The organism is Cryobacterium cheniae (genome assembly GCF_004403395.1).
Lineage (GTDB): Bacteria > Actinomycetota > Actinomycetes > Actinomycetales > Microbacteriaceae > Cryobacterium > Cryobacterium cheniae.
On record NZ_SOGN01000008.1, the window covers coordinates 130,850 to 152,656 of the forward strand.

A 21,807-nucleotide genomic window follows, 5' to 3' on the forward strand; every position below is an offset into this window, starting at 1 on the left:
CTAGTTCTCTGTCACCGTGGCGAGCACGATGTCAGTGACAGCCAATTCGCTGCCCTCAATAAAAACCAACTCCGAAATGCGGCCAACGGCACTCAGATCGGCCGAAGCCTGCCTGAGCAGGGCAATCTCTGCAGCCGTACCGCTAATTACAGCAGAAACCACGGCTGATTTCTGGGAGGCCTTCGCGTCGGTCTTCGCGCGTCGGATGCCGGTGAGCGCCCGGCTGGACAGGTCCAGCAGGGCCACGTTGCCGCCCTGCCCTCCGCCGAGGTCCGCCTGCACGGGCCAGGGGGCACGGTGGATCGACTCCTCGTTGGACCACGACCAGGCCTCCTCGGTCGCGAAGGGCACGAACGGGGCGAAGAGGCGCAGCAGTGTGGCCAGTGCGGTGCGCAGGGCGGCGACGGCCGAAGCCTGGCCTGCACCCGCCTCGCCGTAGGCGCGTTCCTTCACCAGTTCGAGGTAGTCGTCGCAGAACGTCCAGAAGAAGCTCTCGGTGAGTTCCAGCGCACGGGCGTGGTCGTAGCCCTCGAACGCGGCGGTGGCCTGACCGACGACGACAGTGAGCCGGGCGAGCATGCTCTGGTCGAGCGGCTCGGCCACCGGGGCGTCGGTGGCGCCGTCGAAGGCGAGGATGAACTTGGACGCGTTCAAGATCTTGATCGCCAGGCGACGGCCGATCTTGATCTGGGTCGGGTTCTTGGGGTCGAAGGCGGCATCGGTGCCGAGGCGCGACGACGCGGCCCAGTAACGCACGGCATCCGAGCCGTGCTGCTCGAGCATGTCCGCCGGGGTGACCACATTGCCCTTGGACTTGGACATCTTCTTGCGGTCCGGGTCGACGATGAAGCCGGACAGGGCCGCGTGCTGCCACGGCGAGATGCCGTGTTCCAGCTCAGCGCGCAGCAGGGTGGAGAACAACCAGGTGCGGATGATGTCCTGGCCCTGCGGGCGCAGCGAATACGGGTAGACCAGGTCGAACAGTTCGGGGTCCCGTTCCCAGCCGCCCGCGAGCTGCGGGGTCAGGGAGGAGGTCGCCCAGGTGTCCATCACGTCGACTTCGCCGACGAAACCGTTGGCCTGGCCGCGCTGCTCGGGCGCGTAGCCCGGTGCGGTGTCGGAGGACGGGTCGACCGGGAGCAGGTCGCGGGTGGCGACGATGGGCTGGTCGAAGCGCGGATTCGCGTCGGCATCCAGCGGGTACCAGATCGGCAGCGGAACGCCGAAGAAGCGCTGGCGGGAGACGAGCCAGTCGCCGGTGAGGCCGTTGACCCAGTTCTCGTAGCGCACGCGCATGAACTCCGGGTGCCATTGCAGGTCGGTGCCGTGCGTGATCAGGCGCGCGCGCAGCTTCTCGTCCCTGGCCCCGTTGCGGATGTACCACTGGCGGGTCGACACGATTTCGAGCGGCTTGTCGCCTTTCTCGAAGAACTTGACCGGGTGCACGATCGCACGGGGCTCGCCGATCAGGTCGCCGCTGGTGCGGAGCAGGTCGACCACGGCCGCCTTGGCGGAGAAGACGGTCTTACCGGCCAGCTGCGTGTACGCGGCCTTCCCTGCCTCGCTCGTGATCGCCTCGGGCGCTTCGGCGATGATGCGGCCGTCGAAGCCCATGATGGCGCGGTTCGGCAGGTCGAGTTCCCGCCACCAGATCACGTCGGTCACATCGCCGAAGGTGCAGATCATGGCGATTCCGCTGCCCTTGTCCTTCTGCGCGAGGTGGTGGGCCAGAATCGGCACCTCCACGTCGAAGAGAGGGGTGCGCACGGTCGTGCCGAACAGTTCCTTGTAGCGCTCATCGTCCGGATGCGCCACGAGGGCCACACAGGCGGGCAGCAGTTCCGGGCGGGTGGTCTCGATCTCGATGGCGCCGCCGCCCTGCTTGGCGAAGGAGACCCGGTGGTACGACGCGGGCATCTCCTTGTCTTCCAGTTCGGCCTGGGCGACCGCGGTGCGGAAGGTGACGTCCCAGAGGGTGGGGGCCATGGCCTGGTAGGCCTCACCGCGCTCGACGTTGCCGATGAACGCCGACTGGGAGGTGACCAGGGAATCGTTGCCGATCGTGCGGTAGGTCTGGGTCCAGTCCACGCTGAGGCCCAGCATGCGCCAGACGGCCTCGAACTGCTTCTCGTCTTCGATGGTGAGGCGCTCGCACAACTCGATGAAGTTGCGGCGGCTGATCGGCAGCTGGTCGGCGGCCTTGGTGCTCTTGCCGTCGCCGCCCTCGAACGGTGCGGTGAAGTCGTCGGTGTAGGGCAGCGACGGGTCGCAGCGCACGCCGTAGTAGTTCTGCACGCGTCGCTCGGTGGGCAGGCCGTTGTCGTCCCAGCCCATCGGGTAGAAGACGCTCCTGCCGCGCATCCGCTGGAAGCGGGCGATGACATCGGTGTGGGTGTAGGAGAAGACGTGGCCGATGTGCAGCGAGCCGGAGGCGGTCGGCGGCGGGGTGTCGATCGAGAAAATGCTGTCCCGCGTGGCAGAGTCACGGTCGAAACGGTAGGTTCCGGCCTCTTCCCAGGAGCCGCCCCACTTGGTTTCGAGGCCCTCAAGGGCCGGTTTTTCCGGAACGCTGGCGGCGGTCATGTTTCTCCGATTCGATCTGTGCGGCACCGTGTCGTTGGTGAAGTGCCTGAGTATTGGGCCTCGTCCAACTTACCGGATGCCCCGTCGTCCACCGACTCCGGCCGTCACCAGGCCCGCAGCACCCCGCAGACCTCGGCCGGGCATCGTGGCGGGTGGGAGGATGAGGGCGGGAAGGGGAACCATGGATGACCCGGACACACTGACCGCGGCCCGGCGCACGGTGCTGCGCCGCAAGGTGCGCTGGGTCGTGGGCTTCACGATCGGCTACAACGTGTTCGAGGCCGTCGCCTCGATCGCGGCGGGCGCCGCGGCATCCTCGACCGCCCTGATCGCCTTCGGCCTGGACTCGGTGATCGAGGTGCTCTCCGCCGCGGTCATCGTCTGGCAGTTCTCCCGCCGCGACCCGGACCGGTGGCAGAAACCGGCGCTGCGCGCCATCGCGATCGCCTTCTTCGCCCTCGCCGGGTACGTGATCCTGAACGCGGGTTTGAGCTTCGCCGGCGTGGTCGAGGCGGAGCCGAGCCCGCTGGGAATCGTCATCGCCTGCCTGAGCCTGGTGATCATGCCCGGGGTGGCGGGCGTGGAGCGTCGTGCCGGCGCCGAGCTCGGCAGCGCCAGTGTGATCGCCGATTCCCGGCAGTTGCTGCTCTGCGCATGGCTGTCCGGGTCGATGTTGCTGGGGCTGACGGCCAACGCGCTCCTCGGCTGGGCCTGGGCCGACTCGCTCGCCGCCCTCGTGATCGCCGGGTTCGCGATCAAGGAGGGGGTCGAGGCGTGGCGCGGTGAGGCCGAGCCACCGGTGTTTCAGGCCGGCGAGTAGGGGCTGACCTACGTCAGAACCCGATCCGGGGGACGGCGCCGAGCAGGTCCTGCGTGTACGGATGCTCCGGCGCGGCGAAGACCCGGGCCGCGTCGCCGGCCTCGACGATGCGCCCGCCCCGCATCACGGCCACCTGGTCGCTGACGTGCTGGATCACCCCGAGGTCGTGGGAGATGAACAGCAGGCTGAGGCCCCGGTCCCGCTGCAGCTCGTCGAGAAGGTCGAGCACCTGTGCCTGCACGGTCACATCGAGAGATGACACGGGCTCGTCGCAGATCAGAATCTGCGGCTCCGAGGCCAGCGCCCGGGCGATGCTCACCCGCTGCCTCTGCCCGCCGGAGAGGGAGCGCGGGCGGCGCCCGAGCAGACCCTGCGACAGACCCACCGCGTCGAGCAGCTGCAGCACGCGCCGCCGGTCGGCGGTCGAGACGGATGCTCCGCCGCGCCCGGTGCGGCCGGCGCCGCCGCCGACCGCGTCCCGGAGCACCTGTTCGACGCTCAGCCGGGGGTCGAAGGAGCTGAGAGCATCCTGGTAGACCGCCCCGAGTCCGGGCCGCAGCAGCCTGCGCTGCTTCGCCGAGGCGGCGCTGAACGCCTGCCCGAGCAGCCGCACCTCGCCGGCGTCCGGCCGGGTCAGCGCCAGCGCCAGGCGGGCCGTCGTGGTCTTGCCGGAGCCGGATTCGCCGACGATGCCGAGCGTCGTGCCGCGGGCGAGCCGAAACGAGACCCCGTCGACCGCGAGCTGCTCGGCGCCGCCCGGGCGGGTGAAGCGCTTGACCAGTCCGACGGCCTCGAGCACCGTGTGGCGGGGAGCGTCGCGGCCGGCAGGGCCCGGGGAAGCCAGGCCCGGGGAAGTCAGGGCCGGGGACGACCGGGAGGGGGAGACCGGGGCCGCGGCCCGCACGCTGAGGCGCAGCCCGCGGGGTTTGTCGACCGGGATCGCGGCGAGCATCTGCCGGGTGACCGGATGATCCGGCCTGGTCAGCATCTCGTGCGCCGGTCCCTGCTCCACGATGCGTCCCTCGTGGAGCACGGCGATCCGGTCGGCGATGCGGCCGACGACGGCCAGGTCGTGGCTGATCAGGAGGATGCCGGTGCCGGCGCGTTTCAGGCTCGCCAGCAGCTCCAGGATCTGGGCCTGCACGGTGACGTCGAGCGCCGTGGTGGGTTCGTCGGCGATCAGCAGCGGCGGGTCCAGGGCGATCGCGGCGGCGATCAGGGCGCGCTGGCGCTGGCCGCCGGAGAGCTCGCCGGCGCGTTTCCGCACCTCGGTGGCCGCGTCGGGCAGGCCGACCCGGTCCAGCAGCTCGAGCACGCGGGCGTGCCGCGCGGCCGCGCCGAGGTCGGTGTGCAGTCGCAGCGAGTCGGCGATCTCTCGGCCCACCGGGCGCAGCGGGTCCAGGGAGACGAGGGCATCCTGCAGCACCAGGCCCACGTCCCGGCCGCGCCGCCGACGCCAGTGCTGCTCGGTGAGCCCGCGCACATCGGAGCCCGCGAGGCTCAGCTCGTCGGCGCTCACCCGTGCGTTCTCGCCGGCCAGACCGAGCAGGCTGCGCGCCGTGACGCTCTTGCCCGAGCCGGATTCGCCGACGATGGCCAGGCATTCGCCGGGGGCCACCTCGAATGAGATGCCGTTCAGAACCGGGTCGGCGTCGCCGCCCGGCCCGAAGCCGACGACGAGGTTCCGCACCCGCACGGCGGGGGCACCGGTGCCGGTCTCGTCGCTCATGCGTGCCTCAACCGTCGCTCGATGCCGCGGCCGAGCGCCGTGGCCGACACCGCCGTGAGCACGATGAACAGCCCCGGGAAGAAGCTCATCCACCAGGCCGAGCCGATGTACGTGCGTCCGGCGGAGAGCATCGCCCCCCATTCCGCGGCCGGAGGCGCGGCGCCCAGGCCCAGGTAGCTCAGCGCCGACGCCCAGACGATGGCCTGGCCGATGCCGAGCGTGCCGAGCACGAACAGCGGCGCGAGGGTGTTGGGCAGGATGTGCCGCACCAGGATCTGCCCCGGGCTGCGTCCCAGCACGGTCGCCGCCTCGACGAAGGCCGAGGATCGCACGGACAGGAGCTGGCCACGGATGATGCGGGCATAGCCGGGGGCGGTTGCCAGGCCCACGGCGACGGTCGCCGTGGCAACGCCCGGTCCGAAGATCAGGATGAAGAGCAGTGCCAGCAGCAGGCCGGGGAACGCGAACAGCACCTCGAGGAACCGGTTGACGGTGAAGTCGACGATGGGGCCGAGCATGCCGGCCAGGGTGCCGAGCACGAGTCCCAGGCCGAGGCCGATCAGGGTGGCGACGGTGCCGATCAGCAGGGAACTGCCGGTGCCGTGGCTGACCCGGGTGTAAATGTCCCGGCCGGACTCGTCGGTGCCGAACCAGTGCGCGGGCGAAGGTGACTGGAACGCCGACAGCGGGTCGATCCCGAGCGGGTCGCCGGGGGCAACGAGCGCGGGGAACAGGGCCGCTGTGACCAGGAAGATCGTGAACAGGCCGGCCAGTGCCTCGGCCACGCCGAACCGGCGGGGCGGGCGGTGCTGGCGGTTCGCGCGCGGCGACCGGCCCAGGCCGGCCTGGATCTCAAGGTCGCTCATCGGGTTCGCAGCCGCGGGTCGGCGATGCGCTGGGCCAGGTCGGTGAGCAGGGTCATCAGGATGTAGCCGACGGCCACGATCAGCACCGCACCGACCACGACGGGAACGTCGCGCACGGTCACCGCGTTCAGCAGCGTGCGTCCGAGGCCGGGCCGGGCGAAGATGGTCTCGACCACCACGGCCCCGCTGATCAGGGAGCCGAAGGCCCAGCCGGAGAGGCTGATCGCCGGCAGCGCCGCGTGCCGGATCGAGTGCACCCAGCGCACCCCGCGTTCGCTTTCGCCGCGGGCGCGGGCGGAGAGCACGAACGGGGATTCGAGCGCGGTGAGCAGGGACTCCCGCATGATCTGGCCGAGGAATCCGGCCAGAGGCACGGCGAGGGTCAGTACCGGCAGCACCAGCCCGGCGACCCCGGGGGTGCTGATCGGCGGCAGCCAGCCCAGCCAGACACTGAAGAGAACGATCAGCGCCGTCGCCAGCCAGAAGTGCGGGAGCGCGGCGGCCACGATCTCCAGGCCCGACCCCACGGACCAGGCGACGCGCCCGCCGCGGGTGGACCAGGTGGCCAGCCCGAGGGCGAGCAGCCAGGCCACGCCGAGGGCGAGCACGGCCAGCAGCAGGGTGCCGCCGAGCTGGCCGATCAGGAGCGGGGCGACATCCTGGTTCAGAGAGTAGGAGCGGCCGAGATCCCCGGTGGCCAGGCGCGCCAGCTGCGCCAGGTACTGCACGAGCACGGGCTGGTCGAGCCCGTATTCGGCGCGCACCGCGGCCAGCGCCTCCGGGGAGGTCTGTGAGCCGGGGCCGCCCAGGATGGCCTCGGCCGGGTCGCCGGGGATCAGACGGATGGCGAAGAAGGTGAGCGTGGCCACCATCCAGAGCACGAAGAGCGCTCCGCCCAGGCGGGCCAGGGCTCCCCGGAAGACCCGGGTGCCCCGGCCTACTTCAGCCACGCATCGTAGAACGTGGGCGTCGACACGGTCGGCAGCGCCCGCGCACCCACCACGTCGGAGCCGAGCAGGTAGTGGTTCTGCTGGTCGAAGAGCGGCAGGATGTAGAAGCCCTCGAGCACCGTGTTCTGGGCGTCGGTGTACAGGGCGGCGCGCGTGTCGGCATCCGTCACCCGGCCGGCCTGGGTGAGCAGGGCGTCGATGGCCGGGTCGTCCACCTGGGCGTGGTTGGCGAAGTAGCCGCTGGGCGCCGGGGTGATGCCGTCGGAGTGGAAGAGAATGCGCAGAACGTCGGGTCCGACCTTCGTGTACGGGGCGCTGACGGCGTCGTAGTTGCTCTCGCCCAGGGCGGTGTACCAGCTGGACAGGTCCATCGGGCTGAGCACGACCTCGAAGCCGGTCTCCTTCGCGGTGGCCTGGATCTGCTCGAACAGGGACTGCTCGGCCGGGATGGACTGGTTCGTGCTCACCGGGAACTCGACCGTGAGGCGCTCGCCGTCTTTCACCCGGTAGCCGCCGGAGTCACGCTCGGTCCAGCCGGCGGAATCGAGCAGGTCTGAGGCCGCCTCGGGGTCGTAGCCGAACAGGTCCGGGGCCGACACGGCGAGCGGCTCGGCGCTGGAGAGGGCGGAGTAGGACCGCTCGGCCGTGCCCTGGAACAGGCTGGTGACGGCGTCGTCGACATTGGCCGAGCGGATGAAGGCCTCCCGCACGAGCGGGTCGTCGAAAGGTGCGCGGCCGGAGTTCAGCTCGATCCGGTTGGAGGCACCCGGGCGCGGGGCGTCGAGGTGCACGATGGTGTCGCTCGCCTCGGCCTGCACGATGGTGTCGGGCTGGGCATTGTCGATCACGTCGGCGTCGCCGGACTGCAGGGCCGCGTAGCGGGAGGCGGAGTCGGGGATGAACCGCCAGACGATGGAGTCGAGGTAGGCCGGCCCGGTGTGCGCGGCATCCTCGGGCGGGGAGTTGTAGTTCTCGTTCCGCACCAGGGTGATCGAGTCCTGCTGCACCCACTTCTCGACCTGGAACGGGCCGGTGCCGACCGGGGAGGCGCAGTTCTCGTCCTGGCTGCGGGCCAGGGCGGTGGGGGATTCGATCGCCAGCCACGGCTGCGAGAGGGACTCGAGCAGGGCGCTGTCGGGTTCGCTGAGCCGGAGGCGCACGACGTTGGCGGAGACCGCCTCGGTGCCGGTGACCTTCGCCAGGGCCAGGTAGCCGGTCGACGAGCCCGTCTCCGGGTCCTGGAGGTGCGCGATGTTCGCCTGCACGGCGGCGGCGTCGAGCGGGGTGCCGTCGGTGAAGTTCACGTCGGCGGCGAGCGTGAAGTCCCAGGCCAGCCCGTCGGCGCTCTCGGTCCACGAGTCCGCCAGCCAGGGGATGATCGCGCCGTCCGCGTCTCGGGACACGAGCGACTCGAGGTACTGGCTGCCGACCAGGGCCTGCGGGTAGTTCCCGCCGACGTGCGGGTCCAGACAGGTGGGCTCGGCGTCACCGGAGGCGTAGGTCAGGGTGCCGCCGGTGATGGGCTCGGTGGCTTCGGGGGACTCGGCGGTGGTGCAGCCGGTGAGCAGGATGCCGGTGGCGACGAGGCCGACCAAACCGGTCAGGGTGCGCGATGCGCGGTGGGGGTACCCCGAAAGGTGCATGGTGGGTCTCTTTCCGGCGTGAGGTGGCCGAGTGTGCAATTGTTGGACGGGGGCAATTGTTGGACTCCGTCCACAAAAGGAACGGACCCGTCCCATCGTAGAACACAGGAGCGGCATGCCCGATCACGAACCGAAGCGGGCCGGCCGGCCGCGCGGATCCTCGCGGGCGATGCTGGAGGAGGCGTCCGCCGAACTGTTCCTCGAACAGACCTATGCGGGCACCACGATCGTGCAGATCACCCGGCGCGCGGGCGTCAGCCGGGCCACCTTCTTCAATTACTTCACGGCCAAGAGCGACCTCCTCTGGGTCGACGTCGATGCCGGGCTGGCCCGGTTCCCGGCCGCTCTCGAGCAGTGCGCCGGCGCGGATGGGCCGGTGCAGGCGGTGGACGCCGTGGAGCGCGCGCTGCTGCAGGTTTGCGCCGCCTTCGGGCCGGGGCAGGTGCCATGGGCGCTCACCCAGAACGAGCTGATGGGCACGACCGGAGAGCTGGAGGCATCCGCCCTGTCCCGGTTCATGGCCCAGGTGACCCTGGTCACCCGCTTCGTCGGCGCGCGCTCGGAAACCTCCGCCGCAGGCAACGAAACGGTAGCCGACCGCGAGCTGTCCAGCCGAGCCTTCGCGATGGCCGTGCTGGCGGCCGCGGCCGCCGCCACCGGGGTCTGGGCGCGGGCCGGGGTCACCCGCGGGGCGCTGGCGCCCTTCGTGGGCACGGCCATCGCACCCGTCTGCGCGGGATACCGCGCGCTGCACACCGTGGGTTAGGCGCGGGGTAGAATCAACCAGCATGACTATGATCCGGCCATCACCGGTGAGTCTTCGGAAGAACGGCTATCGTCCTCGCGGCGGTTCCCAGTAGAACCGAACGGGTCGGGCCCGTCACAGCCTCAGAACAAGCGGTTTCGCGAGGTTTCGGCCCCGGGAGACAAGCGAGGTGGTACCGCGGCGAATCCCGTTCGGAGTCGGCGTCCTCGTGGAACAGGGGCAGATCTGTGAACGACGGAGCCTGCCCGACTCGTCCAGGAGAAACATGACCTACCCCCAAGGCCAGCAGTCCGGTTCCCCAGCTCAGCCCGGCGGCATCGTGCCCTCGCCGAATTTCCCGCAGATCGAAACCGACGTGCTCGCGTTCTGGAACGCCGACGGCACCTTCCAGGCGTCGATCGACAACCGCGCGGATGCCCCCGAGTGGGTCTTCTACGACGGTCCGCCGTTCGCCAACGGCCTGCCCCACTACGGCCACCTGTTGACCGGGTACGCGAAAGACCTCTTCCCGCGCTTCCAGACCATGCGCGGGAAGCAGGTGCACCGCCGCTTCGGCTGGGACACCCACGGGCTGCCGGCCGAACTGGAGGCCGAACGCGAACTCGGTATCACCGACAAGAGCGAGATCGAGAAGATGGGCATCGGGGCATTCAATGCCGTCGCCCGCAGCTCCGTGCTGAAGTACACCAAGGTCTGGGAAGAATACGTCACCCGCCAGGCCCGCTGGGTCGACTTCGAGAACGACTACAAGACCCTCGACATCAATTTCATGGAATCGGTGATCTGGGCCTTCAAACGCCTGCACGACAAGGGGCTCGCGTACGAGGGCTACCGGGTGCTGCCGTACTGCTGGCGCGACCAGACGCCGCTGTCCAACCACGAACTGCGGATGGACGACGACGTCTACAAGATGCGCCAGGACCAGACCGTCACGGTGACGTTCCCGCTGGTCGGGGCCAAGGCGGAAGCCCTCGGGCTCACCGCCGTGCGCGCCCTCGCCTGGACCACCACGCCCTGGACCCTGCCGACGAACCTCGCGCTCGCCGTGGGCCCGCAGATCACCTACGCCGTCGTCCCCGCCGGCCCGAACGGCACCCCCGACGCGACGGTCCTGCGGGAGTCCGTGCCGGGAACCGGCGCCGCGGCATCCGTCACCCCCACCGAGGTTTTCGGCGCCGAATACCTGATCGCGATCGACCTCGTCGGCAACTACGCCAAAGACCTCGGCTACGTTTCCGCCGAAGACGCCACCGCGGCGATCTCCCGTACCGTGCTCGGCAGTAACCTCGAAGGCGTCTCCTACGACCGCCTCTTCGACTACTACGCCGACACCACGGTCTGGGGCACCCAGAATGCCTGGACGATCGTCGTGGCGGACTATGTCACCACCGCGGACGGAACCGGAATCGTGCACCAGGCCCCGGCCTACGGCGAGGAAGACCAGAAGCTCTGTGAGGCCGCCGGCATCCCGGTGATCATCTCCCTCGACGCCGGCGGCAAGTTCCTCGCCGATGTGCCCGAGGTCGCCGGCCAGCTCTGGAGCGAGGCGAACAAGCCGCTCACGCAGCTGATCAGGAACGCGGGCCGCCTGCTCCGTCAGGCCAGCTACGAGCACTCGTATCCGCACTGCTGGCGCTGCCGCAACCCGCTCATCTACAAGGCCGTGTCGAGCTGGTTCGTGCGCGTCACCGATTTCCGGGACCGCATGGTGGACCTGAACCAGGACATCAACTGGGTGCCGGAGAACGTCAAGGACGGCCAGTTCGGCAAATGGATCGGAAACGCCCGCGACTGGTCGATCAGCCGCAACCGGTACTGGGGTTCGCCGATCCCGGTCTGGAAGAGCGACAACCCCGACTACCCCCGCATCGACGTCTACGGCTCACTCGACGAGCTCGAGGCCGACTTCGGAGTGCGCCCCACCGACCTGCACCGCCCCTATATCGACGCGCTCACCCGGCCGAACCCCGACGACCCCACCGGACAGTCCACCATGAGGCGCATCGAGGATGTCCTCGACGTCTGGTTCGACTCCGGCTCGATGCCGTTCGCCCAGGTGCACTACCCGTTCGAGAATGCCGACTGGTTCGACAGCCACAACCCGGCCGACTTCATCGTCGAATACATCGGACAGACCCGCGGCTGGTTCTACATGCTGCACACGCTGTCCACCGCACTGTTCGACCGGCCGGCCTTCAAGAACGTCGTCAGCCACGGCATCGTGCTCGGCAACGACGGGCAGAAGATGTCCAAGTCGTTGCGCAACTACCCCGACGTGAACGAGGTGTTCGACCGCGACGGCTCCGATGCCATGCGCTGGTTCCTGATGAGCTCCTCCGTGCTGCGCGGCGGCAACCTGATCGTCACCGAGGAGGGTATCCGCGAGGGTGCCCGCCAGGTCATGCTCCCGCTCTGGAGCACCTGGTACTTCTTCTCCCTGTACGCGAACGCGTCCGGCGAGAACGGCTACGACGCCACCTGGCGCACCGACTCCACCGATGTGCTCGACCGCTACCTGCTGGCGAAGACCCGAGACCTGATCGTGGACGTCACGACCGACCTCGAGAACCTCGACAGCACCCTCGCGGCCGCCCGGTTGCGCGACTTCGCCGACGTCCTCACCAACTGGTACGTGCGCCGTTCCCGCGACCGGTTCTGGGCCGGCGCCGCTGACTCGGTCGGGGCGGTCTCGTCAGGCTCGACCACCGCGGCAGGCTCGACCACCGCGAACGAGGCGTTCGACACGCTCTACACCGTGCTCGAAACGGTGACCCGGGTCGCCGCCCCGCTGCTCCCGCTCGTCACCGAGCGCATCTGGCAGGGACTGACCGGCGGCCGCAGCGTGCACCTGACCGACTGGCCCGACGCCGCATTGTTCCCCGCGGATGCCGTGCTCGTCACCGCGATGGACCAGGTGCGCACCATCAGCTCCACCGTGCTGTCGCTGCGCAAGCAGGCCGGGCTGCGCGTGCGCCTTCCGCTGGCCACCCTGACCGTGGTCACCGCCGACACGGCCGCCCTGGCCCCGTTCGAAGGCATCCTGCGCGACGAGCTGAACGTGAAGAGCGTGCGTCTGGTCGAACTGGCCGACGACAGCGCGAGCACCTACGGCATCACCTCCCGCCTCACCGTCAACGCCCGGGCCGCGGGCCCCCGCCTCGGCAAGCAGGTGCAGCAGGTCATCAAGGCCGCCCGCGCCGGTGACTGGAGCGAGACCGACGGCGTCGTCACCGCCGGCGGCATCCCGCTCGCCGCGGGGGAGTACGAACTCGTGCTGCAGACCGGTCCGGCCGACGGTTCCGCCGCCGCCGGTACCTCCGCAGCCGGCGACGAGGCGGCGGATGCCCCGGCCCTGGCCCTCCTGGCCGGCGGCGGTTTCGTACTGCTCGAGACGCAGACCACCCCCGAACTCGAGGCGGAGGGCTTCGCCCGCGACCTGATCCGCGCCGTGCAGGACACCCGCAAGTCGGCCGGATTCGAGGTGAGCGACCGCATCCGTCTCGATCTCGTCTTCTACTCCGCCGAGGACGCCGCGACCTTCGCCCTCGCGGCGGGCGTCGATGTCGCCGCGGAGACCCTGACCGTCCGGTTCGCCAGCCATCTGGCCGCCGAGGTGTCCGAGGACAGTCTGGCGCACGGCCTGCCGTCCGAGTGGCTGCAGAGCCTGGTCGGCTTCCCCGTCGAGCACTACGTGCTCTTCGAGGCCGGTCAGTACGCCAACCGGGGGACCGTTTTGGTCGCCGTCGCCCGAGAGAACGGACTCGTCCATGTCTGAATCGAAGAAGCCCGAGTCGTCGAAGCCCGACTCGAAGAAGTCGCGCCGGCCTTCCGATGCCGGTCGTGAGGCCGGCGACGCCGTCTTCGCCGCCCTCCTCGCCCGCGTGGGCGAGGGTGCGCCGAAGCCGCGGCTGGCCCCGACCCGTCGGGCGCTGGAGCTGTTGGGCGACCCGCAGACGGTGTACCCCGTCATCCACGTCACCGGCACCAACGGCAAGACCAGCACCAGCCGCATCACCGAGAGCATCGTGCGCGCCTACGGGTTGCGCACCGGGCTGATGACGAGCCCGCACCTGGTGCGGCTGAATGAGCGCATCGTGATCGACGGGGAGTCCATCACGGATGAGGCCCTGGCCGCGAACTGGGCCGACATCGAACCCTTCCTCGCCATGGTCGACGCCGAGCTCGCCGCCGCCGGCGACGACGCGCTCACCTTCTTCGAGGCGCTCACCGTGCTGGCCTTCGCCTGCTTCGCCGACGCCCCCGTGGACGTCGCCGTGATCGAGGTCGGCATGGGCGGCGAGTGGGACTCCACCAACGTGGCCGACGGGCAGGTGGCCGTGTTCACGCCCATCGCCCTCGACCACACCCTCCGCCTCGGCGACACGATCGCCGAGATCGCCCGCACCAAGGCCGGCATCATCAAGCCGTCCGCCGCCGTGGTCTCGGCCCGGCAGAGCGAGGGCGCGCAGGCCGAACTCGAACGCGCCGCGGAGCTGACCGAGTCGACCCTGGCCAGCGAGGGCGAGGATTTCGCTCTGCTCAGCAGCCAGGTGGCCGTGGGCGGGCAGCTCATCTCGGTGCGCGGCCTCGCCGGCACCTACTCCGACCTGTTCCTGCCGCTGTACGGCACGCACCAGGCCCAGAATGCGGCTGTCGCCATCGCCGCCGTCGAGTCCTTCCTCGGGGCCGGCACCACGGCGCTCGCGCACGACCTGGTGGAAGAGGGCCTCGCGCAGGTCACCTCGCCCGGACGCCTGCAGCTGGTCGGCATCGAACCGACCGTGCTGGTGGATGCCGCGCACAACCCCCACGGCGCCGCCGCCCTCAGCACGGCGCTGGCCGAGTACTTCGACTTCGACGAAATCGTGGCCGTGGTGGGCATCCTCACCGACAAGGACGCGACCGGCATCATCGCCGCGCTGGCGCCCCAGGTGGTGCGGTTCCACGTCACGCAGTCCCTGTCCGAACGCGCGATCGGGGTCGATGACCTCGCCGACCTGGTTGCCGGGGTCGGCAGCGAGAACAGCACCATCCGGTTCGACGACCTCGCGCAGGCCCTGGACTCCGCCCGGGACTGGGCCCTCGAATCGAAGAAGCGGGCCGTGATCGTGACCGGGTCGATCACCCTTGTCGGGGAAGCCATCGTGCTGGCCGACGCCCGGGAATGGCTGGCGAAATGACGCCCGCACCGCGCTCGGTCAAACGCACCCTCGCGACCATCGTGCTCGGCTTCGAGGTCATCGTGGTGGCCCTCGCCGCCCTCGTGATCTTCGGCCTCGGGGCGCTGCCGCCCTGGCTCGCCTTGGGCGGGGGAGCGGCGCTGGGCCTGGCCATGGTGGGCGTGCTCGCGCTGCTCCGCTACGAGTGGGCCTACGTCGCCGGCTGGATCCTCCAGCTGATCATGGTGGCCGCCGGCTTCCTCAACCCGGCCATGTTCTTCGTCGGCGGCATGTTCGCCGCCATGTGGGCGTACTGCATGATCGCCGGCTCCCGAATCGACAATCAGAACAAGAACTTCCCCAACAGCGAGAACAACCAGAAGGAGAACTCATGAGCACCCAGGTCCAGGAAACCCTCGTTTTGGTCAAACCGGATGGCGTTGCCCGCAACCTCTCCGGCGAGATCCTGCGCCGAATCGAGCAGAAGGGATACTCCCTCGTCGACGCGAAGCTCGTGCAGGCCGACCGGTCCCTCCTGGCCGAGCACTACGCCGAGCACCAGGGCAAGCCGTTCTTCGAACCCCTCGTCGAGTTCATGGAAAGCGGCCCGATCCTGGTGCTGCGCATTGCCGGCGAACGCGTGATCGAAGGTTTCCGTTCCCTGGCCGGCACGACCGACCCGACCACGGCCGCTCCCGGCACCATCCGCGGCGACTTCGGCCGCGACTGGGGCACCAAGGTGCAGCAGAACCTCGTGCACGGCTCCGACTCGCCCGAATCGGCCGACCGCGAACTGGCCCTCTGGTTCGCCTGACCCTCACCCATGAAGGAGCAGCCGCGGTCCGAATGCCGGGAGCGGCTGCTCCTGCAGTCCCGTCTGACCAGAAAGTCTCACCCCATGCCGCAAGCCCGGAGCCCCTGGATCAAACTGATCTGGGCCATCCCTCTGGCGATCATTTTGCTGGCCGCCGTCGTGCTCGCAGCCCAGGGCATCCGTGACCTGCCGGTCGCGCAGGCGTTCCTGGTCGACTACCCGGGGGCCTCGACGCTGCCGGACTGGGCCCCCGTCGGTTTCCCCGCCTGGCTCGCCTGGCAGCACGGCCTGAACGTCTTCTTCCTGCTCTTCATCGTGCGGTCGGGCTGGCAGATCCGCTCGGCCGGGCGGCCGAGCCTGTTCTGGACCCGAAGCAACACCGGCCTCCTCCGCACGAAGCATGCCCCGCGCCGGATGGGCATCAACGTCTGGCTGCACCTCGTGGTGGACGCCCTCTGGGTGCTCAACGGGGTCGCCTTCTACGTGCTGCTCTTCGTCACCGGCCAGTGGGTGCGCATCGTGCCGGTCAGCTGGGACATCATCCCGAACGCGCTCTCGGCCGCCCTCCAGTACGCATCGCTGGACTGGCCGGTCACCGACGGCTGGGTGAACTACAACGCCCTCCAGACCCTGAGCTACTTCAGTATCGTGTTCGTGGCGGCGCCGCTCGCCCTGGCCACGGGCATCCGTCTGTCGCCGCTCTGCACGTCCCGCCGGCTCGGCCTACTGATTCCGCTGCGCCCGACCAGGGTCGTGCACGTGGGCGTGATGATCTTCTTCCTCGCGTTCACCGTGATCCACGTCACACTGGTGTTCGCGACCGGCGCCCTGCGCAACCTGAACCACATGTACGCGGCGCAGAGCGACGACGGCTGGACCGGATTCTGGATCTTTGCGGCCTCCCTGATCGTGATGCTCGTGGCCTGGGTGGCCGCGGGTCCCCGACTGCTGCGGGCGATCGCCTCCCTCGGTGGAACCGTCACCACGCGCTGAGCCGGTCGGTGGTTGAGCCGGTCGGTGGTTGAGCCTGTCGGTGGTTGAGCCGGTCGGTGGTTGAGCCTGTCGAAACCCGGTGGCCCCGCTCAGAACGGCGCCGGCTCATCCGAATGCGGTTGCCGCGCCCTTTCCTTCGGGGCTCTTCAGCGTCTCCGGCGGAGGCGCCGCCGAACGGATGATCGTGGCCGGCTCACTGAGGAACGTGCGCCCGGTCGGGGAGGTCCACTTCAGTGTGCCGTCCGGCAAGTGCACGTAGCTCCACCTTGTCTCCGACTTCAGGGCATGGTCGGCGGGGCAGAGGTGGGCGAGGTTGTCGTGCGCGGTGATCCCCGCGAATTGCCAGTCGAGGGTGTGGTCAAGGTCGGAATGCGCGGCCGCCCGGCGGCAGCCCGGCCACCGGCAGGTCTCGTCCCGCACCCGGAGATACCGTCGCAGGTCTTTCGGCACCTTGTACCGGGTGCGGCCGACCGAGAGCACCACCCCGGTCTCCGGGTGGGTCAGGATTCGGATGAAGCTGGGCGCTCGCGCCGCAATCTCCCGGGCGGTATCCGGGTCGATCGGCCCGTACCCCTCGAGGTGGCCGGGTTCCTCGGAGTGGCCGAGCAGCGTCATCGCCGGGACGGTCACGTGCACCGTGCCCCGGATTCCCTTACCCACACCGGAGGCGGTCACCCCGTCGAGGATGAGATCCTCGAACACATCCGCCCGCAGCTGCGTCACCGTGCGGGGTTCGTCGGGGCCTTGCAGGCTCAGCCCCATCACGGTGAGCCGGTCATGCGCGGCTTTCACCCTCGCCGCGGAGTCGTACCAGTGCATTGACGCCATCCCATCGGCCTCGGGCTCGAAAGTGACCGTGCGGTCCAGAACCGATTTCTGGTGTCGGGCCCTGATCGACTCGGGGTGCAGCCGTTCCCGCATCACGCGGGCCTTGTACTTGAGGTTCGACACCGTCAGGTGCGGAGCCGACTTCAACAGCGCCTCCTCGAACCCGGCCAGTGCCTCGGCAGGGAGTGACCAGGCCTGGTTCATGATCGCCTGAGCGTGCCGGTAGGTGATCAACCCGTCCTGCAGGGCCGCCCGGGTGGCAGGGAGCTCGTGTATGAGGGTTCGGCTTTCGGCGATCAGGGTCTCCGCCGACCGCACCGGCAACCGCAGGGTGCAGGCCAGTTCGGTCACGAACTCCCGCTCGGCGACCATCACGGCATCCCACCGGGCCCGGGGCACCGCGGCCGTCCCGGCCGCCCCGGCCGCAATCCCGGCCGCAACCCCGGCCGAGAGAGGCCCGTCACGGGCCGCGTCTCTGGCTGCCTGGGCCGCGTTCCGGCCCAGGGCCTCGGCGAACCGGCGGGCCTCGTCGACCTGCTCGGCGAGGCGGGCGTCGACCCGGGCGGACTCCGCCTGCGTCTCCCGGATCGCGTCGAAGTGACGACCCAGGGTCTCGAGCTGCTCACTGTAGGAGGGCTTCATGGGAGTCACGTTACGGGTGACCGCTGACATTCCAAGCCCCAGCCGGGCGCCCCCTCGACTCCCTGTGGATAACCTGATCAAATCCGCATTGTGGAGGAACGGAGGCGCCCGCAGGGTCCGTCGCCGGGCCCGCCGGAGGCATCCGTTTCCGCCGGGCTGATGCGACCTTGCGGGCCGCACCTGCGGTTCGTGGCGCACCGTGTGGAAGTGGGCGCACGGTAGAACGTGCGCCTGCCTCCATAGGGTGCGCCGCGACGGGTGCGGCGCCGTGGGCGAGGCGCCCGTGCCATCGGGGCAACCTCTCAGCTACAGGCGGTTCAGGAAGTCCATTTCGACCTGGGCGATGACGGCGGCGACCAGGTAGCAGACGATGGTGATCACGATAAGCCACGAATAGGCGACGGATGCGAGGCGCCGCACCCGCGGCCCCGCAGGAAGGTTGCCCGTCATGAGGTTGTGCAGCGTCACGGCCAGGAACAGCGGGATCGTGACCGTCCAGGTCACCATGCACCACGGGCAGAGCACGTCGAGCACGAAGAAGCTCTGCGCCATCAGCCAGATGACGAAGGCGAGGGCGCCGGTGACGCCCACGTTCAGCGCGACCCAGAACCACCGGGCGAATCGTGCCCCGGCCAGGATCGCCGCCCCGATCGTGATCACGACCGGCCAGGCCATCAGGCCGATCACCGGGTTCGGGAACCCGAGAATGGCGCCCTGCCACGAGCCCAGGTTGGTACTGCAGCCCACCAGGACGCTGAAGTTGCAGGACAGCTGGGCCTGCGGATCCTCGAGGATCGCGAACTTGTCGATGGTCAGCAGGAACGCCGCGGTGAGGGCGATCAGACCACCGATGATGAAGAAAAGGGCGAGCCCGATGGGGCGCTTGACGGGCGGGGTGAAGGGCACGTTCGGATTATGTCATGTGCCTCGCGCGTGTTCCTGAGAATGCATGCGATAATCGAAACAGTCGCTTGGGCCGCGCTCAAGTTGACGCCAGAGAAGTCTTAATGGGCCGTAAATGCCCAGATTCATTGGTCCCACGACCAAAGGTATTAGCAGCCAGAGCCAAGAGCCGGTTGCGAACGAAGAGGATTCCCGAGGGTTTCGCGCAAGCGTAATCCTCCCACGAGAGAGTAGCCGGATGGGTGGCGCGGTCGCCCAAACCGGTCAAGGAGCGCACCAGTGATGGTGGAAGACAACGACAACATCAAAAGACTCAAGGGATTGTTCGGCACCCGCCGCACCTCCCGGAGGGCTGCCACGCCGGTGACCGCTCCGGAGGCCGTGCCGGCTGCCCAGCAGAATGTCGCCCCGGCGACACTCGAGCCGGTCGCCGCACCGCAGACGACCCCCGTCCATACCGACGACGCCGTGACCGGGCAGGCATCCGCCGCCCCGATCGGCGGCACCCCCGACACAGAACAGGACGCTGCCGTGGAACTGACGCCGCCGCCCACCCCGACCGCCGAAGTGGTTCGCCGCCCGTCCACCTCGCTGGTTTTCCAGGCCCCGGTCATCATGCCGCTGCCGGCGCGCACCGGAGCCCGCCGCGACACCGTGCGCCAGGACACCCGCCAGGACAGCCGCCAGGAGCAGCGTCAGGACACCCGGCCCGACCAGCGACAGGACCACGACGACGAGGGCGACGAGTCGTCGACCGTTCGCCGTCGCGCCCGACGCCGCACCGGTGACGAGAACCGGTCCGGATCCGACGACCCGGCGAACACCGTCGTTCGCGTGCGCGCGCCCCGGGAACCCGAGCTCATCACCGAACCCCAGCGAATCAAGGGATCAACTCGACTCGAGGCAAAGAAGCAGCGCCGCCGTGACGGCCGCGATGCCGGCCGTCGCCGTCCGGTGATCACCGAGGCAGAGTTCCTCGCGCGCCGCGAATCCGTCGACCGGGTCATGGTCGTGCGGGCAAAGCACAACAAGATCCAGATCGGTGTGCTGGAAGACGGCGTGCTGGTCGAGCACTATGTGGCCAAGAACCAGGATGCATCGCTGATCGGCAACGTTTATCTCGGCAAGGTGCAGAACGTGCTGCCGAGCATGGAAGCCGCCTTCGTCGACATCGGACGCGGTCGCAACGCCGTGCTCTACTCCGGCGAGGTCGACTGGGATGCCGCCGCCGTGAACTCCGGCAACAGTAGCCAGGCCCGCCGCATCGAGCTCGCGCTCAAGCCGGGCGACAAGGTGCTCGTGCAGGTCACCAAGGACCCGATCGGCCACAAGGGTGCGCGCCTCACCAGCCAGGTGTCGCTGCCCGGCCGCTACCTCGTCTACGTGCCGAACGGCTCGATGAACGGGATCAGCCGCAAACTGCCCGACACCGAGCGGGCCCGCTTGAAGAAGATCCTCAAGGAGGTTCTGCCCGAGAACGTGGGTGTCATCGTGCGCACCGCGGCCGAGGGTGCCACCGACGAGCAGCTCACGCTCGACGTCAACCGGCTCACCTCGCAGTGGGCGTCCATCGCCAGGCAGGTCGACACGGTACAGGCCCCGGCCCTGCTGCACAGCGAGCCGGACCTTCTGATCAAGATCGTGCGGGATGTCTTCAACGAGGACTTCCAGAAGATGGTCATCTCCGGCGAGGAATCCCGCGAGGTCATCGAGGCCTACCTGCGCCAGGTCGCACCGGACCTGGTTGAGCGCGTGGAGCGTTACGAGGGCGAGAACGACGCCTTCGACGAATACCGCATCTCGGAGCAGATCGAGAAGGCCCTCGACCGCAAGGTCTGGCTGCCGTCCGGCGGATCCCTGGTGATCGACCGCACCGAGGCCATGACCGTCGTCGACGTCAACACCGGCAAGTTCGTCGGCTCGGGCGGAAACCTCGAAGAGACCGTCACGAAGAACAACCTCGAGGCTGCCGAAGAAATCGTGCGCCAGCTGCGCCTGCGCGACATCGGTGGCATCATCGTCGTCGACTTCATCGACATGGTCCTCGAAACCAACCGCGACCTCGTACTGCGCCGCATGCTCGAATGTCTGAGCCGCGACCGCACCAAGCACCAGGTCGCGGAGGTCACCTCTCTCGGACTCGTGCAGATGACCCGCAAGAAGCTGGGACTCGGACTCCTGGAATCGTTCAGCGAGAACTGTGAGGCCTGCGCCGGCCGGGGCATCGTCATCCACCACGACCCGGTGCTCAAGCACCGCCAGACCGCTCAGCCGGCCATGGAGCGTCGCCCGCGCAGCAAGCCGGGCAACACCTCCGGCGGCGACAACGGCAACGGGCACCGCGGTGGCGGGAACGGCAACAACGGAGGAAACTCGGGGGCCGCGAACGCGCCACAGGCCGACGCCGGCAAGTCCGGGCACGGCACCCACGGCACCCACGGCATCACCGAAGACGCCAAGCACGCCCTCGCGCTGATCGCCGCCCGCACCATCCCGCGCGCCCTGACCGGCTCGATCCCGATCATCGCCCTGCCTGAGGCGAAGCCGGAATCGACTCCCGTGGAGATGGCGGCCCCGGCGACCTCCGACAACACGGCATCCGTCGCATCCGACGATGCCGCAGCCGCCGAGACCAACCCGATCTCCGAGGTCGTGAACGAGGCCGTCACGGCCGAGACGTCCGCCCCGCCCGCACGCCGCAGCCGCAGGGCGTCCTCCACGCCCCGCCAGCGGGATGCAGCGTCCGTCGTTGCCCCCCAGGTGCCGGTGGAGCAGCCCCGGGCCGAGGAGCCTGTCGCGGCAGAGGCCGAGGCGTCCGACGACGACGAGCCGGTCGCCATCCTGGACATCCCGGTCAAGAAGTCTTCCCGCAGCCGCCGTCCGGTCAGCAAGCAGGTCACCGATCAGCTTCTGGACTCGGTGCTGGACTCCCTGCCGGAGCCCAAGCAGCCCGGACAGGGGCGGGCGCGCAGCCGCCGGGTGACGACGGCCGGCGGATCCACCGGGTCGGCTCAGCCGATCGTGAACACGGCCCCGGATTCCCAGCAGTAGCGAGAATTCCCGCGGAAACGAAACGAGTCGACCGGGCGACCGGCGGTGCACGGCCCACGG

15 protein-coding genes are annotated in these 21,807 nt (G+C 69.3%); 8 read left to right on the forward strand and 7 right to left on the reverse strand.

Annotated features, from left to right (window positions below):
- Complete coding sequence (gene valS, locus E3T23_RS01430) at positions 1–2,583, reverse strand: valine--tRNA ligase (RefSeq protein WP_134368631.1); 2,583 nt, start codon at positions 2,581–2,583, stop codon at positions 1–3.
- Between the two features lie 181 nt (positions 2,584–2,764).
- Here valS and E3T23_RS01435 point away from each other — a divergent pair, with 181 nt between their 5' ends.
- Positions 2,765–3,403 carry a cation efflux transmembrane domain-containing protein gene (locus E3T23_RS01435; protein ID WP_134368632.1) on the forward strand — a complete coding sequence of 213 codons (639 nt, stop codon included), beginning with the start codon at positions 2,765–2,767 and terminating at the stop codon, positions 3,401–3,403.
- 13 nt (positions 3,404–3,416) lie between these two features.
- Here E3T23_RS01435 and E3T23_RS01440 read toward each other — a convergent pair whose 3' ends face one another.
- From E3T23_RS01440 to E3T23_RS01455, 4 genes are read right to left on the reverse strand one after another with little or no spacing between them, the layout of a single operon-like run.
- Complete coding sequence (locus E3T23_RS01440; protein WP_134368633.1) at positions 3,417–5,132, reverse strand: dipeptide ABC transporter ATP-binding protein; 1,716 nt, start codon at positions 5,130–5,132, stop codon at positions 3,417–3,419.
- Positions 5,129–5,998, reverse strand: a complete 870-nt coding sequence (locus E3T23_RS01445) for an ABC transporter permease (RefSeq protein ID WP_134368634.1) — start codon at positions 5,996–5,998, stop codon at positions 5,129–5,131. The genes E3T23_RS01440 and E3T23_RS01445 overlap by 4 nt, the downstream gene beginning before the upstream one ends.
- Positions 5,995–6,948 carry an ABC transporter permease gene (locus E3T23_RS01450; protein ID WP_255570558.1) on the reverse strand — a complete coding sequence of 318 codons (954 nt, stop codon included), beginning with the start codon at positions 6,946–6,948 and terminating at the stop codon, positions 5,995–5,997. The genes E3T23_RS01445 and E3T23_RS01450 overlap by 4 nt, the downstream gene beginning before the upstream one ends.
- Positions 6,936–8,591: an ABC transporter substrate-binding protein gene (locus tag E3T23_RS01455; RefSeq protein WP_134368635.1), complete on the reverse strand. Its 1,656-nt coding sequence runs from the start codon at positions 8,589–8,591 to the stop codon at positions 6,936–6,938. Before E3T23_RS01455 ends, E3T23_RS01450 begins: the two co-directional genes overlap by 13 nt.
- A gap of 115 nt (positions 8,592–8,706) precedes the next feature.
- On the opposite strand from E3T23_RS01455, the gene E3T23_RS01460 reads away from it, so the two are divergent.
- The 6 genes from E3T23_RS01460 to E3T23_RS01485 all read left to right on the forward strand — a co-directional run bounded on the left by E3T23_RS01460 (position 8,707) and on the right by E3T23_RS01485 (position 16,323).
- The gene (locus E3T23_RS01460; RefSeq protein WP_134368636.1) at positions 8,707–9,357 is read left to right on the forward strand and encodes a TetR/AcrR family transcriptional regulator; all 651 of its coding nucleotides are present in this window, start codon (positions 8,707–8,709) and stop codon (positions 9,355–9,357) included.
- Between the two features lie 265 nt (positions 9,358–9,622).
- Entirely contained in the window at positions 9,623–13,132 is a 3,510-nt protein-coding gene (gene ileS, locus E3T23_RS01465) for an isoleucine--tRNA ligase (RefSeq protein WP_134368637.1), read from the forward strand.
- The gene (locus tag E3T23_RS01470) at positions 13,125–14,537 is read left to right on the forward strand and encodes a bifunctional folylpolyglutamate synthase/dihydrofolate synthase (RefSeq protein WP_134368638.1); all 1,413 of its coding nucleotides are present in this window, start codon (positions 13,125–13,127) and stop codon (positions 14,535–14,537) included. Before ileS ends, E3T23_RS01470 begins: the two co-directional genes overlap by 8 nt.
- Entirely contained in the window at positions 14,534–14,911 is a 378-nt protein-coding gene (locus E3T23_RS01475; RefSeq protein ID WP_166806155.1) for a DUF4233 domain-containing protein, read from the forward strand. Before E3T23_RS01470 ends, E3T23_RS01475 begins: the two co-directional genes overlap by 4 nt.
- Positions 14,908–15,330: a nucleoside-diphosphate kinase gene (ndk, locus tag E3T23_RS01480; protein ID WP_134368640.1), complete on the forward strand. Its 423-nt coding sequence runs from the start codon at positions 14,908–14,910 to the stop codon at positions 15,328–15,330. The genes E3T23_RS01475 and ndk overlap by 4 nt, the downstream gene beginning before the upstream one ends.
- Positions 15,331–15,414: 84 nt before the next feature.
- A complete protein-coding gene (locus E3T23_RS01485; RefSeq protein WP_134368641.1) occupies positions 15,415–16,323 on the forward strand; it encodes a cytochrome b/b6 domain-containing protein in 909 nt (302 codons plus the stop codon).
- A gap of 105 nt (positions 16,324–16,428) precedes the next feature.
- Here the strand turns inward: E3T23_RS01485 and E3T23_RS01490 are convergent, their stop codons facing one another.
- Positions 16,429–17,793: an HNH endonuclease signature motif containing protein gene (locus E3T23_RS01490; protein WP_166806156.1), complete on the reverse strand. Its 1,365-nt coding sequence runs from the start codon at positions 17,791–17,793 to the stop codon at positions 16,429–16,431.
- A gap of 306 nt (positions 17,794–18,099) precedes the next feature.
- Positions 18,100–18,699, reverse strand: a complete 600-nt coding sequence (locus E3T23_RS01495) for a vitamin K epoxide reductase family protein (protein WP_241977501.1) — start codon at positions 18,697–18,699, stop codon at positions 18,100–18,102.
- Between the two features lie 279 nt (positions 18,700–18,978).
- On the opposite strand from E3T23_RS01495, the gene E3T23_RS01500 reads away from it, so the two are divergent.
- On the forward strand, positions 18,979–21,747 hold the full coding sequence (locus E3T23_RS01500) for an Rne/Rng family ribonuclease (RefSeq protein WP_134368690.1): 2,769 nt from the start codon (positions 18,979–18,981) through the stop codon (positions 21,745–21,747).
- Positions 21,748–21,807: the final 60 nt, after the last annotated feature.

What these genes read in the sequence shown, in the direction of transcription:
- E3T23_RS01445 (WP_134368634.1), bottom strand. Translation starts at nt 5,998, where the DNA reads ATGAGCGACCTTGAGATCCAGGCCGGCCTGGGCCGGTCGCCGCGCGCG.
- E3T23_RS01470 (WP_134368638.1), top strand. Translation starts at nt 13,125, where the DNA reads ATGTCTGAATCGAAGAAGCCCGAGTCGTCGAAGCCCGACTCGAAGAAG.
- ndk (WP_134368640.1), top strand. Translation starts at nt 14,908, where the DNA reads ATGAGCACCCAGGTCCAGGAAACCCTCGTTTTGGTCAAACCGGATGGC.
- E3T23_RS01485 (WP_134368641.1), top strand. Translation starts at nt 15,415, where the DNA reads ATGCCGCAAGCCCGGAGCCCCTGGATCAAACTGATCTGGGCCATCCCT.
- E3T23_RS01490 (WP_166806156.1), bottom strand. Translation starts at nt 17,793, where the DNA reads ATGAAGCCCTCCTACAGTGAGCAGCTCGAGACCCTGGGTCGTCACTTC.
- E3T23_RS01475 (WP_166806155.1), top strand. Translation starts at nt 14,534, where the DNA reads ATGACGCCCGCACCGCGCTCGGTCAAACGCACCCTCGCGACCATCGTG.
- valS (WP_134368631.1), bottom strand. Translation starts at nt 2,583, where the DNA reads ATGACCGCCGCCAGCGTTCCGGAAAAACCGGCCCTTGAGGGCCTCGAA.
- E3T23_RS01460 (WP_134368636.1), top strand. Translation starts at nt 8,707, where the DNA reads ATGCCCGATCACGAACCGAAGCGGGCCGGCCGGCCGCGCGGATCCTCG.
- E3T23_RS01435 (WP_134368632.1), top strand. Translation starts at nt 2,765, where the DNA reads ATGGATGACCCGGACACACTGACCGCGGCCCGGCGCACGGTGCTGCGC.
- E3T23_RS01455 (WP_134368635.1), bottom strand. Translation starts at nt 8,591, where the DNA reads ATGCACCTTTCGGGGTACCCCCACCGCGCATCGCGCACCCTGACCGGT.
- ileS (WP_134368637.1), top strand. Translation starts at nt 9,623, where the DNA reads ATGACCTACCCCCAAGGCCAGCAGTCCGGTTCCCCAGCTCAGCCCGGC.
- E3T23_RS01440 (WP_134368633.1), bottom strand. Translation starts at nt 5,132, where the DNA reads ATGAGCGACGAGACCGGCACCGGTGCCCCCGCCGTGCGGGTGCGGAAC.
- E3T23_RS01500 (WP_134368690.1), top strand. Translation starts at nt 18,979, where the DNA reads ATGGTGGAAGACAACGACAACATCAAAAGACTCAAGGGATTGTTCGGC.